12 protein-coding genes are annotated in these 15,002 nt (G+C 59.8%); 7 read left to right on the top strand and 5 right to left on the bottom strand.

What is annotated here, in order from left to right; genetic code table 11:
• The first annotated feature begins 167 nt into the window (after positions 1-167).
• The 5 genes from KSS91_RS16335 (at position 168) to KSS91_RS16315 (ending at position 6,303) form a co-directional block, all read left to right on the top strand.
• On the top strand, positions 168-1,652 hold the full coding sequence (locus KSS91_RS16335; RefSeq protein ID WP_217835408.1) for an NCS1 family nucleobase:cation symporter-1: 1,485 nt from the start codon (positions 168-170) through the stop codon (positions 1,650-1,652).
• 151 nt (positions 1,653-1,803) lie between these two features.
• Positions 1,804-3,087, top strand: a complete 1,284-nt coding sequence (locus KSS91_RS16330; RefSeq protein ID WP_217835407.1) for a Zn-dependent hydrolase — start codon at positions 1,804-1,806, stop codon at positions 3,085-3,087.
• A 238-nt stretch (positions 3,088-3,325) separates the two neighbouring features.
• Positions 3,326-4,822, top strand: a complete 1,497-nt coding sequence (locus KSS91_RS16325; RefSeq protein ID WP_217835406.1) for a helix-turn-helix transcriptional regulator — start codon at positions 3,326-3,328, stop codon at positions 4,820-4,822.
• A 160-nt stretch (positions 4,823-4,982) separates the two neighbouring features.
• Positions 4,983-5,234 (top strand): DUF1652 domain-containing protein, encoded by a 252-nt coding sequence (locus KSS91_RS16320; protein ID WP_217835405.1) that lies wholly within the window; start codon positions 4,983-4,985, stop codon positions 5,232-5,234.
• Between the two features lie 808 nt (positions 5,235-6,042).
• A complete protein-coding gene (locus KSS91_RS16315) occupies positions 6,043-6,303 on the top strand; it encodes a hypothetical protein (RefSeq protein ID WP_217835404.1) in 261 nt (86 codons plus the stop codon).
• Between the two features lie 653 nt (positions 6,304-6,956).
• Here KSS91_RS16315 and KSS91_RS16310 read toward each other — a convergent pair.
• From KSS91_RS16310 to KSS91_RS16290, 5 genes are all read right to left on the bottom strand, one after another.
• Positions 6,957-7,724 (bottom strand): SDR family oxidoreductase, encoded by a 768-nt coding sequence (locus KSS91_RS16310; protein WP_007976320.1) that lies wholly within the window; start codon positions 7,722-7,724, stop codon positions 6,957-6,959.
• Positions 7,725-7,856: 132 nt separating this feature from the next.
• Positions 7,857-8,924, bottom strand: a complete 1,068-nt coding sequence (locus KSS91_RS16305) for a phosphotransferase family protein (protein WP_217835403.1) — start codon at positions 8,922-8,924, stop codon at positions 7,857-7,859.
• A 144-nt stretch (positions 8,925-9,068) separates the two neighbouring features.
• Entirely contained in the window at positions 9,069-10,034 is a 966-nt protein-coding gene (locus tag KSS91_RS16300; protein ID WP_217835402.1) for a 2-hydroxyacid dehydrogenase, read from the bottom strand.
• 472 nt (positions 10,035-10,506) lie between these two features.
• Positions 10,507-11,115, bottom strand: a complete 609-nt coding sequence (locus KSS91_RS16295; RefSeq protein WP_217835401.1) for a TetR/AcrR family transcriptional regulator — start codon at positions 11,113-11,115, stop codon at positions 10,507-10,509.
• A 27-nt stretch (positions 11,116-11,142) separates the two neighbouring features.
• Positions 11,143-11,526, bottom strand: coding sequence for a tautomerase family protein (locus KSS91_RS16290; protein ID WP_015095408.1), 384 nt, complete (start codon positions 11,524-11,526; stop codon positions 11,143-11,145).
• A 367-nt stretch (positions 11,527-11,893) separates the two neighbouring features.
• Here KSS91_RS16290 and KSS91_RS16285 point away from each other — a divergent pair, with 367 nt between their 5' ends.
• Together KSS91_RS16285 and KSS91_RS16280 are read left to right on the top strand one after the other, a co-directional pair.
• Positions 11,894-13,174: a serine/threonine transporter gene (locus KSS91_RS16285; RefSeq protein WP_102674538.1), complete on the top strand. Its 1,281-nt coding sequence runs from the start codon at positions 11,894-11,896 to the stop codon at positions 13,172-13,174.
• Between the two features lie 97 nt (positions 13,175-13,271).
• Positions 13,272-14,924: a SulP family inorganic anion transporter gene (locus tag KSS91_RS16280; RefSeq protein ID WP_217835400.1), complete on the top strand. Its 1,653-nt coding sequence runs from the start codon at positions 13,272-13,274 to the stop codon at positions 14,922-14,924.
• Positions 14,925-15,002: the final 78 nt, after the last annotated feature.

The raw sequence follows: 15,002 nt of genomic DNA, 5'->3' as shown, positions 1-15,002 counted from the left end.
TGAGTGCCCTGACAAATAGTCGAGTCAGCGAATAAAACCGATAAACATCAGTGGGTTGCAATGTGTTTATGGAACTGCCCGATGCGTAATCGGGGTACCCGGCACGTTTATTGATGCCGCCAGCCCCCGATGAGCAAAAAAATAATTCAAAGAACAGTGGAGCGGCCATGCAACAGATCAGATCGCAAGTGACCGAGCGCGACGGCTTGTTTGAGCTGGAAGCCGGCAGCGATGTCCTCGACAGTCCCCGTTACAACCACGACATTGCACCGACCAAGGTGCGCGAACGCACCTGGAACAAATGGCACATCACCGCGCTGTGGGTGGGCATGGCGATCTGCGTGCCGACCTACACCCTCGGTGGCGTGCTGACGGCGTACTTCGGCCTGACGGTCGGTGAAGCGCTGCTGGCGATTCTGTTTGCCAACATCATCGTGCTGATTCCCCTGACCTTGAACGCCTTTCCCGGCACCAAATACGGCATTCCCTTTCCGGTGTTGCTGCGCTCGTCCTTCGGCGTGCTCGGTTCCAACATTCCGTGTCTGATCCGCGCCCTGGTGGCGTGCGGCTGGTTCGGCATCCAGACCATGTTCGGCGGGTTGGCCATTCACCTGCTCCTCGGTTCGGTGTTCGAGGGCTGGAAGTCCCTGGGCGGCACCGGCGAGGTCATCGGCTTCATGGTGTTCTGGGCGCTGAACCTGTGGGTGGTAATACGCGGCGCCGAGTCGATCAAATGGCTGGAAACCCTGTCTGCACCACTGCTGGTACTGGTGGGCGTAGGGCTGTTGGTCTGGGCCATGCCGAACGTGTCGATGACCGAGTTGCTGGCGATTCCGCCCAAGCGTCCCGAAGGCGCCGGGGTAGCCAGTTACTTCGCCGCCGGGCTGACCGCGATGGTCGGCTTCTGGGCCACGCTGTCACTGAACATTCCGGACTTCAGCCGCTACGCGAAAAGCCAGAAGGATCAGATTGTCGGGCAGATCATCGGCCTGCCGTTGACCATGTTCCTGTTTGCTTCCCTGGGTGTGGTAATGACCGCGGCCTCGGTGAAGCTGGTGGGCGTGACGGTTTCCGATCCGGTGACCCTGATCGGCCATATCCAGAGCCCGGTCTGGGTGGCGCTGGCCATGGCGCTGATCATCATCGCCACGCTGTCGACCAATACCGCAGCGAATATCGTGTCGCCGACCAATGACTTCCAGAACATCGCCCCCAAGGTGATCAACCGCACCAACGCCGTATTGCTGACCGGGTTCGTCGGCTTGGCGTTGATGGCCCATGAGTTGTTGAAAAAGCTCGGCCTGATCGTTTCCGACCTCAGCCTGGAAACGGTCTACTCCAACTGGTTGCTCGGCTATTCCAGCCTGCTCGGGCCGATCGCCGGGATCATGGTGGTGGACTATTTCCTGATCAAGAAACAGCAACTGGACCTTGCCGGCCTGTACCGCGATGACGTGTATCCGGCGTGGAACTGGAGCGGTTTCATGGCCTTCGGTGTGCCGGTGGTGTTGACGCTGCTGTCGCTTGGCAGCGATGTCTTCAGCTGGTTTTACAGCTACGGCTGGTTCACCGGTTCGATTTTGGGAGGGGTGATTTATTACGGGTTGAGTGTGATGTGGCCCAGTCCATCTGTAGCGAAATCTGCGGTGTGAGCACTGGCCCTATCGCGAGCAAGCTCGCTCCCACAGGGGATCTGTAAACACTGGAGATCCAATGTGGGAGCGAGCTTGCTCGCGATGAGGGCTTTGAGTCCACCGAAGAAACACCTGAAGAAACACACAAGAACAGCCAGAGGAGATCATCATGAACGCGGCCGTCGACGTTCTGCAGTCCAGCCATCAACACATCAACCGCGACCGCCTGTGGCAGTCGCTCATGGAGCTGGCCAAACTTGGCGCCACGGTCAAGGGGGGCGTGTGTCGCCTGGCCCTGACCGATCTCGATCGCCAGGCTCGGGACATCTTCGTCAAATGGTGTGTCGATGCCGGCTGCACGGTCAGCATCGACGCCGTCGGCAACATCTTCGCCCGTCGCCCCGGGCGCAATCCCGACCTGCCACCGGTGATGACCGGCAGCCACATTGACACCCAGCCCACGGGCGGCAAGTTCGATGGCTGCTTCGGTGTATTGGCGGGGGTCGAGGTGCTGCGTACCCTCAATGACCTGAACATCGAAACCGAAGCACCGCTGGAGGTGGTGGTCTGGACCAACGAAGAAGGCTCGCGCTTTGCCCCGTGCATGATGGGCTCAGGCGTGTTCGCGGAAAAATTCACCCTCGAAGACACCCTGGCCAAGGTCGATGCCGATGGCGTGACCGTGGGTGAGGCGCTGAATGCCATTGGCTACGCCGGCCCGCGTAAAGTCAGCGGCCACAAAGTCGGGGCCTATTTCGAAGCCCATATCGAGCAAGGCCCGATCCTGGAAGACGAACGCAAGACCATTGGCGTGGTCATGGGCGCTCTCGGGCAGAAATGGTTCGACCTGAAACTGCGTGGCGTCGAAGCTCACGCCGGCCCGACCCCGATGCACCTGCGCAAGGACGCTCTGGTCGGCGCCGCGGTGATCGTCGGTGCACTCAACCGCGCCGCCCTCAGCCATCAACCTCATGCCTGTGGCACCGTCGGTTGCCTGCAAGCCTATCCCGGCTCGCGCAACGTCATCCCCGGTGAAGTGCGCATGACCCTGGATTTCCGCCACCTGGAACCGGAACGCCTGGACTCGATGATCGCCGAAGTGCGCGAAGTCATCGAAACCACCTGCGACGAACACGGCCTGACCTTCGAACTCACTCCGACTGCCGACTTCCCGCCGCTGTACTTCGACAAGGGCTGCGTCGAGGCGGTGCGCGGCGCTGCCCAAGGCCTGGGCCTGTCGTACATGGATATCGTCAGCGGAGCAGGGCACGACGCGATCTTCCTCGCCGAACTCGGTCCGGCCGGGATGATCTTTGTGCCGTGCGAAGGCGGTATCAGCCACAACGAAATCGAAAACGCCGCACCGGAAGATCTGGCGGCCGGGTGTGCGGTGTTGTTGCGGGCGATGCTGGCGGCTTCGGCGGCGGTGGCCAGTGGTGAATTGGCGGCTTGAAGATCAGAAGATCGCAGCCTTCGGCAGCTCCTACAGGGGAATGCGTTCTCATGTAGGAGCTGCCGCAGGCTGCGATCTTTGCTTTTATGTCACCAAATTGGCAGGGCGGGAGGCATCGTTGAATCTGTACTAGTCAAACGGCCGCCCGGAGCAGGCTCGCTCCCACAAGGTTTCTTTGCACTATTGCAAGCCCGGGCGGTCGTATTCTTCACAGGGTCGCCATTCTTGTGGAGATGCGATGAGCCAGGACGTCCTGAGCACGGAAACCAATCGCCGCCAGTTGCAGCAGATCATCGCCGGTCTGTCCGACGGGGTTATTCTGCTCGATCCCGACCAGAGCATCCTGTGGGCCAACGAGGCGGCGCTGGCCATGCACGGTGTTTCGCAAGTCAGCGACCTGGGTGCCACTGCCGCGGCATATGCCAAACGCTTCGCCTTGCGCTATCGCAACAAGCACGGGTTGGCAGTCGACAGCTACCCGATCAGCCGGGTCGCGCGCGGCGAGACGTTCAGCGATGTGTTGGTGGAAGTGACGCCGGCGGCGGACGAAGCGCGTACCTGGGTCCATCGCGTGCGCAGCCTGGTATTGGCCGACAGCCGTGGCGACCCGGAATCTCTGGTGTTGATCATGGACGATGTCACCGAGTGGGCCAGCGCCGAGCAGCGTTTTGAAAAAACCTTCACGGCCAATCCGGCACCGGCGGTGATTTGTCGGCTCAGTGATTTGCGCTACATCAAGGTCAACCCGGGGTTCCTCGAAATGACCGGTTACTCCCGTGACCAGGTGATCGGCACTTCGACCTATGAGCTGGACGTGCTGGACCAGGCCGAGCACAAAGAACTGGCCAGGCAGCGTCTATGCGAAGGGGCGACCATTCCCCAGATGCAGGCCGAGTTGCGCCTGGCCGACGGTGGTCGCAAGCAAGTAATCGTGGCCGGCCAGCCGCTGGAGCTCAACGACGAAGCCTGCATGCTGTTTTCCTTTGTCGACATGGAGCCCCGGCACAAGGCTGAAATCGCCCTGCGCCAAAGCGAAGAACGTTTCGCCAAGGCCTTTCGCCTGTCGCCGGTGCCGATACTGGTATGCGGCGCGGCGGATCAGTTGGTGCTGGATGTCAACGAAGCCTTCCTTGATACCCTGGGTTATCCCGGTGAAGAGGTGCGTGGGATCGGCATAACGCAGATCGACTTCTTCGAAGACCGGCACGCACGCATCCAGCTGTTCGCCGCCCTGGAGAAAACCGGCAGCCTGGACCGCATCGATGTGCGTGTGCGTAGAAAAGACGCCGGGCTGATCGATTGCACGGTGTCGGCGGACACCGTGAACATTCAGGGCACACCCTGTTATCTGCTGGTGTTGATGGACATCACCGAGCGCAAGCGCACCGAGCTGGAGCTGGTGGCAGCCATCGAGGAAGTGATGAAGGACGCCTCCTGGTTCAGCCGCACGCTGATCGAAAAACTGGCCAACGTGAAGAGCGTGAATTCTGCGCAGTTGCCCAACCTGTCCTTCACTGACCTGACCGCCCGTGAGCGCGATGTGCTGGGCTTGATTTGCGAAGGCCTGGCCGACAAGGAAATCGCCGCGCGCCTGAAGCTGGCGCCGAACACGGTGCGCAACCATGCGGCTGCGGTGTATTCCAAGCTCGACATACACAGTCGCAGCGAGGCGATTGTCTGGGCGCGGGAGCGGGGGCTGTTCTCCAGCGAGTGGCGGCCCAAGGGGCAGCGTTAAGGTGCAATTGCACTAGGGCGCTGGGTGCAAATGCATGTGTCGACCTGCCGTGGTGGCTCTTAGGCTGGGGGTGCAGCTATGCGCCCCCTGAGTAAACCGCCAACAGGAATAGCCCCATGAGCCCTTTACACCCTGCATCAAGCCACCAGGGCCCGTCGCAATGATTACGCTGGTGCAGTTGAGGATGCTGATCGAGCACAGTTTTTCACCCCTGGCCTGTGAATGCAGTATCACCGGCGAACACTGGCTGACCGTCAAGCTCTATCACCCGGTGTCGGGTCAGGTGGACCTGGTGGTCAGTGGCCTGAACATGAGCTCGCTACAAACAGCAGAGTCGGTCGCTTCGCTGATCGAAGAATTGCGCTATGAACTGCAGTGCAATTCCCTGCAACGTCCAGACCCGGTGATGTAAGAACTGCCAGCTTTTTGCTGGCATTGGCCACTGGCTGGGCTATAAGTGATTCGCAGATATTTATTTTTGTGACAGGTGTATGGATTTTGCGCGCCGGTTTTGTTGTCACAAAAATGTGTCGATCACTTATCGCGGGTCAACCTATGAAAACTCTTGGGAAACGCGTTATCTCACCCTTGTCGCTGGCATTGTGCGTAGCGATTCTCGGCGGCTGTTCCAGCCCGCCACCACCTCCAGCGGTCACGCCACCCCCTCCTGTACGCACCTGCCAGGCCATGGATAAAACCGATGTACTGGGCGATGTGCGGGCTGAAAACGGCGAGGTGACCCGAGTCACCACCACGACTCGCTGCGTTACGCAGTAAACCCGGGCACGATGTGCAGCAACCTCGACCTGCTCGGGGTGATGGTGATTGCTTTCATCGTCGCCCTGGGTAGAGCGGGACCCGAGATCTGCTGATTGGCGTCACGCCTGCCAATGCCGTGGCCGAATCGATGCATTTCTGGCGAGGTACGGCACCGACCCGGTCACCTTAAAAACGTGAACGACTTGTATGCCATCTGCGGTTTATATCGCAGTTTGGTCTAGTAGCCCTGTCGTTTATGGCAGTTTTCGGTATATCGACTTTTCCTGATAGTGAATGGACTGTTTTTTTCCAACGCTAAAAAGGAAACGTCGTCATGACCGACGAATTAAAAGCTGCAACCGTTGCACCAAGCCCTTGGGACCAAGCCACGTTGTCGATCAACGGTAATAAAGTGGAAAGGGGTACGGCACCCTGTTTTGCTCCGTGGGCAGGAGAACGTTGTGACGGTGGAGGCCTCACCCGCAATCGCCAGGGCGCTGAATCTGGCCGACGAGGTTGAAGCCCTGATTGACGGTGAAGCTGTTCCTGATTTTGGATTGAGTTTCAAATCAGGTGAAGGGCGAACGGTTACTCTGAAAATAAAAGACAACAGTCCATTAGCGGGACTCCCTCTGCAACTGAACTTCTCAACTATTGAAGGGGACGACCTCCAGTTTACGAGCGAGCCTGATTTTTGTGTACCGCAAACAGATTACGAGTGAAGTGTCAGGGGGGTATCCGGGACTGGCACGTTTCAACTGAGCCTTAAAGGTGATGGCATAATTGGAACTTTGGATTTACCGATTTGCTGGATTAGACCAGATACAGAAAATGATCTGATGATTTTCATGTTCGATGGTCGGGTAGTTACCGAGCGTGAGGTGATAAGTATTCCATCACCTGAAAGTGAACACACTATTAGACTTTTACCAAACAAAATACATCCCGAAAAAATCTGGACCTTTTTGAATCCTGGTAGTCGGTTTGTGACGACTCCAAGCGAAAGAATCCCTGTGGCGGTAGATCCAATAGACGGAGCGACATGGCGCATAGCTAATAAGGGGTGGAGGCCACAGGATGCTATTGTATTTGTTTATGCTGATCCGAAGGGGCATTGGAAGTACGTGGGAGCGCTTTATTTTTAATAACCAGCAATGAGCGGCGTGCCCCTTATGTAATCCTGTCTTACCGTGATAGCGTCCTCAAGGAAGCTATCGTTTGCAAGCCGAGGTTATCGAAAGGTAGTTGATGCCATAACACTCGTGCAGTGGGGACATTCCACTCGGCTCCACCGATGTACAGGATTCATTCAGGTCGATAAGCGCAAAGAAGAAAGGCAGCCTAACGACTGCCTTTCTTTCATTCGCAAACCGAATCAGGACAGGAACCCCCCATCCACATTCAACGAAACTCCTGTCGTGTAACTCGAAGCATCACTCGCCAAATACAACACAGCGCCCGCCATCTCACTCGGGTCTGCCACCCGCTTCAGCGGAATTTGCTGCAGCGCGGTATTCAGAATCGCCTCATTCTTCACCAGCGCCGAAGCAAACTTGGTATCGGTCAACCCCGGCAGCAACGCATTGCAACGAATCCCGAACTGCGCGCACTCCTTGGCAAATACCTTGGTCATGTTGATCACCGCCGCCTTGGTCACCGAGTAGATGCCCTGGAAGATCCCCGGCGAAACGCCGTTGATCGAAGCAACGTTGATAATGCTGCCGCCGCCGTTTTCGCGCATCAGCTTGCCGGCTTCGACCGACATGAAGAAGTAGCCGCGAATGTTCACGTCGACTGTTTTCTGGAAGGCGCTGAGGTCGGTGTCCAGGACGTTGCAGAACTGCGGGTTGGTCGCGGCGTTGTTGACCAGGATGTCGAGGCGGCCGAACTGTTCCTTGATCCCGGCGAAGACCTGGCTGATCTGTTCCATTTCGCCGATGTGGCAGGCGATGGCGGTGGCCTTGCCGCCGGCGGCGATGATCGCGTCGGCGACGTGCTGGCAGCCTTCAAGCTTGCGGCTGGAGACGATCACGTGGGCGCCTTGCTGGGCCAGAAGTTTGGCGATGGCTTCACCGATGCCACGGCTGGCGCCGGAGACGAAAGCGATCTTGCCGTCGAGGTCGAACAACTGAGTCTTGGACATGGGATTCCCTTATGAAAAGTCTTGTTATCGAGTCAAATGCCGGGTTGCGGCCAATGCTGTTGAGGCCGGTCAGTGCGCGTTATCGTTGACGATCTTCGCGAGCGGGCTCGCTCCTACAGGGATCGCGTACGGTCACAGGCTGGATTTCTGGATCACCTGCAGGCTCATCTGTTCCAGCAGTTTGTTCATGTGGATGAACTGGGCGAAGCGTTTGTCCTGGGTCTGGCCGTGGTAGAAGCGGTAGTAGATCTGCTGCACGATGCCGGCCAGGCGGAACAGGCCGTAGGTGTAGTAGAAGTCGAAATTGTCGATCTGGATGCCCGAGCGTTGGGCGTAGTAATCGACGAACTCGCGGCGGGTCAACATGCCCGGCGCGTGGCTTGGCTGGCGGCGCATCATCTGCACCGGTGCCGGATCATCGGCTTCGATCCAGTAGGCGAGGGTGTTGCCCAGGTCCATCAGCGGATCGCCCAGGGTGGTCAGTTCCCAGTCGAGCACGCCGATGATCTGCATCGGGTTGTTCGGGTCGAGGATGACGTTGTCGAAGCGGTAGTCGTTGTGCACGATGCTGGAGGTCGGATGGTCGGCCGGCATCTTGTCGTTGAGCCAGGCTTTCACCGTTTGCCATTGCGGCGCGTCCGGGGTCAGGGCCTTCTCGTAGCGATCGCTCCAGCCTTTGATCTGGCGCGCCACGTAGCCTTCGGGCTTGCCGAGGTCACCCAGGCCGTAGGCGTTGTAGTCGACCTGGTGCAGTTCGACGAACTTGTCGATGAAGCTCTTGCACAGGGCTTCGGTTTTCGCCGAGTCCAGCCCCAGTTCCGGCGGCAGGTCGGAGCGCAGGATGATGCCGTTGACCCGTTCCATCACGTAGAACTCGGCCCCGATCACCGATTCGTCGGTGCAGTGCACGTAGGCTTTCGGGCAGTACGGAAATCCGTCGCGAAGTTGATTGAGGATGCGGAATTCACGGCCCATGTCGTGAGCCGACTTGGCCTTGTGGCCAAAGGGCGGTCGACGCAGGACGAATTCCTGCTCGGGGTATTCCAGCAAGTAAGTGAGGTTCGACGCGCCGCCCGGGAACTGGCTGATCTTCGGCAAACCGCTGAGGCCCGGAATATGGGCCTTGAGGTATGGATCGATCAGGCTGGCATCGAGCTCTTCGCCGGTGCGGATACGGGTGGACTGGTCAGTAAGCGCCATGCTTATCCCTTCTGCTTATTCTGGAGGCCTGAAACTATTGGCTAATCTAATGCGCACACCCAGCACCCACAACCGCGATCGGCTCTTATAGGTGAGCGTGTTGCCGGCCAATCATTGTTTTTGATACAGCTGTTTGAATTGCCATCAATGAACCACCCGGCTCATGGCCGGCGGCAAATCGATCGGCGTCAGCACCGGTTGGCTGGAGAAAAACGCGACAAGGTTCTTGCCCACCAGTTCGACGGTGCCCTGGGTGGCTTCCGGGGACAGTCCGGCGACATGGGGCGTGAGGATCACGTTGCTCAGGGTCTTGAGCGCATCCGGCACCTTCGGTTCGGCGTCGAACACATCCAGCGCTGCGCCGGCGATCCGGCGTTGCTCCAGGGCGGTGATCAGTTCGGCGGTGGCAATCACGCTGGCCCGGGCGATGTTGACGATAAATCCCTGGGGGCCCAAGGCGTCGAGCACCTGGCGATTGATCAGGTGCTTGGTGCCCAGCCCGCCCGGCGTGGCGACGATCAGGAAGTCCGAGGCGCGCGCCAGTTCGGTCGGGGTCGAGCAGAACGTGTAGGGCACATCGCTGCGACGTTGGCGATTGTGGTAGCAGATGCTCATGTCGAAGCCGGCACTGGAACGTTTGGCGATGGCCATGCCGACCGCGCCGAGGCCGAGGATGCCCAGGCGCTTGCCGGCGAGGGAAGGGCGCATGATTTTCGGCCACTCGCCGCGCCGAACGGCGGCGTCACAGCGGGGCACGTCACGTACCAGCGACAGCAGCAGCGCCATGGCATGGTCGGCGACGGACGAGGCGTTGACCCCGGCACCATTGGTGACGGTGATGCCCCGGTCGGCGGCGGCCTGCAGGTCGACGTGTTCATAACCGGCGCCGATCACGCAGATGATCTTGAGTCTGGGCAGCGCGGCGATTTCATCGGCATACAGCCCCAATGGTCCACGGGTCAGGACGGCGTCGATCTGCCCGGCGTGGCGGGCGATGGCTTCGGCACGCTCGGCGGGCGTCGGGGCCAGTATCAGGTGGAAGCCCTGATGTTCGAGGATAGGCAGGTAATCATTGATGGTTTCAACCAGTACCAGAACGGTTACAGGCATGCTTGGCTCCCTGTGGGCATCGGAAAAACGGCTCGAACGTCGCTTGAGATTGCTGATTTCAGGATAGCTTGGCAACCGCCGGCGATCGCGGCCTGCACCATTTCATGCGGAACTGCGTGCAGGCGCTGGCGAAGCCTGCGATGGTCGTTAACGATAATGCGGGTGAACCGGATGAACGCGGCGCACTGGAGCCCATCGCCAGCAGGCTGGCTCCTACAGTTTCAGCGTGGGCACGGTCTTTTGTGGGAGCTGGCCTGCCAGCGATGGTCGTTAACGATAACGCGTGTGAGCTGGATTAACGCGGTGCGCTTGAGTCCATCGCCAGCAATCGAGCGTCGACCGGCTGTTCCTACAGTTTTAGCGTGGGCGCGGTCCTTTGTGGGAGCTGGCTTGCCAGCGATGGTCGTCAACGATTACGCGGGCGAACTGGATGATCGCGGCGCACTGGAGTCCATCGCCAGCAGGCTGGCTCCTACAGTTTCCCGGGAATGCTTAAAGACGACGCCGAGAGTGCTGCCCGGGCAGCCTCGAGAATTTCATCCGACAGTGGATCGCCGCGGGTCGCCCGGGACAACATCAGCGCGCCGAACATCAGCGAATACTGCACCAGCGCCTGCTGCCGTTTGTCGGCTTCGTCCTCGGTGTCGAGCAGTGAGCCCAGGGAGTCGAGCAGGTTGTTCAGGCCCTGCAGGTAGGTTTGACGCAAACCGCTCTCGGCGGCCTCGTGGCACATGTCCCCGGCAAAGGCCACCACCGGGCAGCTGTCACCCGGATTGTCCCGGCTTTCGCTGGACAGGTACGCTCCGACCACGGCGCGGCGGGCGGTGTCCTTGCTCTCCTGATCGGCCACCCGCGCTTGCCAGCGTTGCGCGGCCTGCTCGAAAGCCCGGCCACTGGCCTCTTGCGCCAGGGCTTCGCGGGATTCGAAGTGCCCGTAGAAGCCGCCGTGGGTCAAACCCGCGGCGGCCATCACATCGACCACGCTGATCCCGTGCAAACCGCGTTCGCGGAACAGCCGCGTAGCGGCATTGACGATGGTCTCGCGGTTGAGGTCGGCTTGTTTGCGGGAAACGCGGGGCATGGGTCTTTCTCGATTTCAGGTTGAATATCAGAGGGCGTATTGGGCAATTCCGTTGCCGAACGACCAGTTCTCTTTTTTGACTTCCACCAGATTGATGAATACGTCCTCCAGGCGCACGCCCAGCTCTGTGTGAAGGCTTTCGGCGATGGTTTTGTAGAGGCGTTTTTTCTGCTCGACGGTTCGCCCCTCGCTCATGGTGATCTGGATCACCACCAACTGGTCCGTGCGGTCGATACCCAGGTAACCGGGATCAAAGATGAAATGCTGCTCATCGTGTTCGGCGAGTATCTGAAAATTATCATTCTCCGGCACACCGATGGTGCTGTGCATGGCGGCGTAGATCAGTTGGCCGATGCGTTTGGCGTGGGTGGGGTCCTGATGTTTTTTGATGTCGACGCGAACCAGTGGCATGGGAAGACTCCAGGAGGAATGCAGGTTGTTTAAAAATACATGATGGTGGACCTTTATCAAGTGGCAAGCGCCATCTTGCGAAGAAGCACGGGATCTGAAACCGCACAAACCCCTGTGGGAGCGGGCTTGCTCGCGAAGGCGGTGGCACATTCAGCATTGATGTGTCTGACACACCGCTTTCGCGAGCAAGCCCGCTCCCACTGGGGATTTTTCGTCAATCTGGTACCACCGTTCCTCACCTAAGTCTTTGCTTCTGTTCACTAATCCTCCAGAATCGCGCCCCTGTTCCGGTCAGGGCGCTGCCTGTCGGGTATTCCGACGCGTTCTGACCGGGTGGCAAGTGACCGGAATGTGGAGATCCCACCGGATGAATGATCAGGCCAATAGCGTCAACAAACGCTATGTAGCAGCAACACCCGCAACGCTTTCGAGCTGGAATCGCCAGGACACCACGTGGATGCTGGGCCTGTTTGGCACGGCGATTGGTGCGGGCACCCTGTTTTTGCCGATCAATGCGGGCCTCGGCGGCTTTTGGCCGCTGCTGATCCTGGCGTTGCTGGCGTTCCCGATGACGTTCTACGCGCACCGCGGGCTGACCCGTTTTGTGTTGTCCGGTCGCGAAGGCGCCGACATCACTGAAGTGGTGGAAGAGCATTTCGGCATCAAGGCCGGTGCGCTGATCACCTTGCTGTACTTCTTCGCCATTTTCCCGATCCTGCTGATCTACAGCGTGGCCCTGACCAACACCGTGGGCAGCTTCCTCGAGCATCAACTGCACATCACGCCGCCACCGCGCGCCGTGCTGTCGCTGGTGCTGATCCTCGGCCTGCTGGCGGTGGTGCGTTGCGGTGAGCAACTGATCGTCAAGGCCATGAGCCTGATGGTCTATCCGTTCATCGTCGCCCTGCTGTTCCTGGCGGTGTACCTGGTTCCGCACTGGAACGGCGGCATCCTGACCACCGCCAGCAGCGTGCCGGCACCGTCGGCGCTGTTGCACACCCTGTGGCTGGCGATTCCGGTGATGGTGTTCTCGTTCAACCATTCGCCGATCATCTCGGCCTTCGCCGTGGACCAGAAGCGTCGCTACGGCGATCACGCCGAGGAGCGCAGCTCGCAGATCCTGTCCCGGGCGCACCTGTTGATGGTGGTGATGGTGCTGTTCTTCGTCTTCAGTTGCGTGCTGACCCTGTCGCCAGCGCAACTGGCTGAAGCCAAGGCGCAGAACCTGTCGATCCTGTCGTACCTGGCCAACCACTTCAGCAATCCGACCATCGCCTTCGCGGCGCCTTTGATTGCCTTCGTGGCCATCTCCAAGTCGTTCCTGGGGCACTACATCGGCGCCAGCGAAGGTCTCAAGGGGCTGATCGTCAAGAGCGGCAAGCGTCCTTCCGCCAAGGCCCTGGACCGCATGACCGCCGCGTTCATGCTGGTGGTGTGCTGGATCGTCGCCACGCTGAACCCGAGCATCCTGGGCATGATCGAAACCCTCGGTGGCCCGGTGATCGCGGCGATCCTGTTCCTGATGCCGATGTACGCCATTCGCAAGGTGCCGGCGATGGCACGCTATCGCGGTCAGGCGTCCAACGTCTTCGTGACGGCGGTGGGTCTGGTGGCGATTACCGCGTTGATTTATTCGTTGAGCGCGTAAGATCAATAGATCGCAGCCTGCGATCCTTTGATTTTCAGCTACAGTGGCCGCTGCACGTGATACGTGCAGCGGCTTTTTTTCGCCTGGAGACATTCGATTGTCGAGCGCCCCCAACGCCAACCCCACCGAGCAACCCAAGCGCTGGCAGGACCTGTTGGCCGGGTTGTCGATAGCCGGCCTGTTGTTGCCCGAAGCCGTCGCTTATTCAAGCATCGCCGCACTGGCGCCCCAGGCCGGGGTGATCGCCTTGTTTGCCGGGTTGCTGTGTTATGGCCTGTTCGGTACCAGCCGTTTTGCCATTGTCTCGGCCACTTCATCCTCCGCCGCCGTGCTGGCCGCCGCGACCGCCACCTTGGCCAATGGCGATCCCGAGCTTCGCTCGACCCTGGCCCTCGGTCTGGTACTGATGACCGGGGCGTTTTTCCTGCTGGCGGGGCTGTTCAAACTCGGCAGCGTGACGTCGTTCATCGCCAAGCCGGTGCTGCGCGGCTTTGCCTTTGGCCTGGCGCTGACGATCATTCTCAAGCAGGTCGCCAGCGTGGTGGGCGTGCATTTGACCGAAGCCAACCTGGTGGGTTTTCTGCCGCAATTGCTGGCACAACTGCCGCAATGGAACTGGGCCGCAGCTGCTGTCGGCGCCGTGGCATTGGCCTTGTTATGGCTGTTCGCGCGGTTTCGGCGCCTGCCGGGTGGTTTGCTGGTGGTGGTGATCGGCATCGCGGCGGGGCAGTGGCTGGACCTGCCGGCCTATGGCGTGAAGCTGATCGGGTTGATCGATCTGAGCCTGGAGGTGCCGAAGCTGCCGGTATTGCCGTTTACCGACTGGCTGCGTGTGGGTGAGCTGGCGTTTGCCATGGTGATGATTCTGTATGCCGAGTCGTATGGTTCGATCAGTGCTTATGCGCTCAAGCACGGTGATCGCGTCACCTCGAACCGCGACCTGCTGGCGCTGGGTGCTTCCAACCTGCTGTCCGGTCTGTTCCACGGCATGCCGGCGGGCGCGGGGTATTCGGCGACGTCGGCCAATGAGGCTGCCGGCGCCACTTCACGCCTGGCCGGGATCGTGGCGGCGCTGGTGGTGCTGCTCATTGTCCTTACGGTGCTGCCGTATCTCGCCCTGACTCCGGAACCGATTCTCGCCGCCATCGTTATCCATGCGTTGTGGCGTGGCTTGAGCCTGCAACCGCTGGGACGCTATTTCATCTGGCGCCGTGACCGCTTGCTGGTGATCTGCGCCGTAGGGGCGGTATTGCTACTGGGTGTGCTGGACGGCTTGCTGGTGGCGGTGGCGATCAGTGTGTTGCTGATGCTCAAGCAGCTGTCGGCGGCGGATATCCAGATTCTCGGGCGCATCGATGGCGGTCACGACTTTGTCGACCTGCAACGCCATCCAGCGGCCCAGGCCGTGCCTGGCGTGTTGATTGTGCGGCCGGGTGAAGCGTTGTTCTTTGCCAATGTCGAGCGGATTCTCGGCGCTGCCTTGCACTTGATCCGGCATTCGCAAACGCCGATTCATACAGTGATTCTGAGTCTGGAGGAGTCGCCGGATCTGGATGGCACCAGCATTGAGGCGCTGCAGGCGTTTTTCGTGCATGTGCATGAGGAAGGCCCGTGCCTGATCCTGGCGCGTCTGAAGGACGACGCACAAGCGGCGTTGGCGGTGTTGCCGCAGGTGGGGGCTAACGGGGTGGTCCTGAGTGGGCTAAGTGTTGATGGCGCAGTGCAACAAGCCCTGAAGCCGAACGCATAACCCTGTGGGAGCGGGCTTGCTCGCGAAGGCGTCATGACATTCAGCATTGATGTTGACTGACCCACCGCCTTCGCGAGC

It is taken from the genome of Pseudomonas azerbaijanorientalis, from assembly GCF_019139795.1.
Lineage (GTDB): Bacteria > Pseudomonadota > Gammaproteobacteria > Pseudomonadales > Pseudomonadaceae > Aquipseudomonas > Aquipseudomonas laurylsulfatiphila.
This window is presented reverse-complemented; position numbering and strand designations above follow the sequence as displayed.

Excerpts from the sequence above, each read along its gene's own strand:
- KSS91_RS16290 (WP_015095408.1), bottom strand. The coding sequence starts at position 11,526 with ATGCCACTGGTTCGCGTCGACATCAAAAAACATCAGGACCCCACCCAC.
- KSS91_RS16295 (WP_217835401.1), bottom strand. The coding sequence starts at position 11,115 with ATGCCCCGCGTTTCCCGCAAACAAGCCGACCTCAACCGCGAGACCATC.
- KSS91_RS16300 (WP_217835402.1), bottom strand. The coding sequence starts at position 10,034 with ATGCCTGTAACCGTTCTGGTACTGGTTGAAACCATCAATGATTACCTG.
- KSS91_RS16320 (WP_217835405.1), top strand. The coding sequence starts at position 4,983 with ATGATTACGCTGGTGCAGTTGAGGATGCTGATCGAGCACAGTTTTTCA.
- KSS91_RS16335 (WP_217835408.1), top strand. The coding sequence starts at position 168 with ATGCAACAGATCAGATCGCAAGTGACCGAGCGCGACGGCTTGTTTGAG.
- KSS91_RS16325 (WP_217835406.1), top strand. The coding sequence starts at position 3,326 with ATGAGCCAGGACGTCCTGAGCACGGAAACCAATCGCCGCCAGTTGCAG.
- KSS91_RS16285 (WP_102674538.1), top strand. The coding sequence starts at position 11,894 with ATGAATGATCAGGCCAATAGCGTCAACAAACGCTATGTAGCAGCAACA.
- KSS91_RS16330 (WP_217835407.1), top strand. The coding sequence starts at position 1,804 with ATGAACGCGGCCGTCGACGTTCTGCAGTCCAGCCATCAACACATCAAC.
- KSS91_RS16310 (WP_007976320.1), bottom strand. The coding sequence starts at position 7,724 with ATGTCCAAGACTCAGTTGTTCGACCTCGACGGCAAGATCGCTTTCGTC.
- KSS91_RS16305 (WP_217835403.1), bottom strand. The coding sequence starts at position 8,924 with ATGGCGCTTACTGACCAGTCCACCCGTATCCGCACCGGCGAAGAGCTC.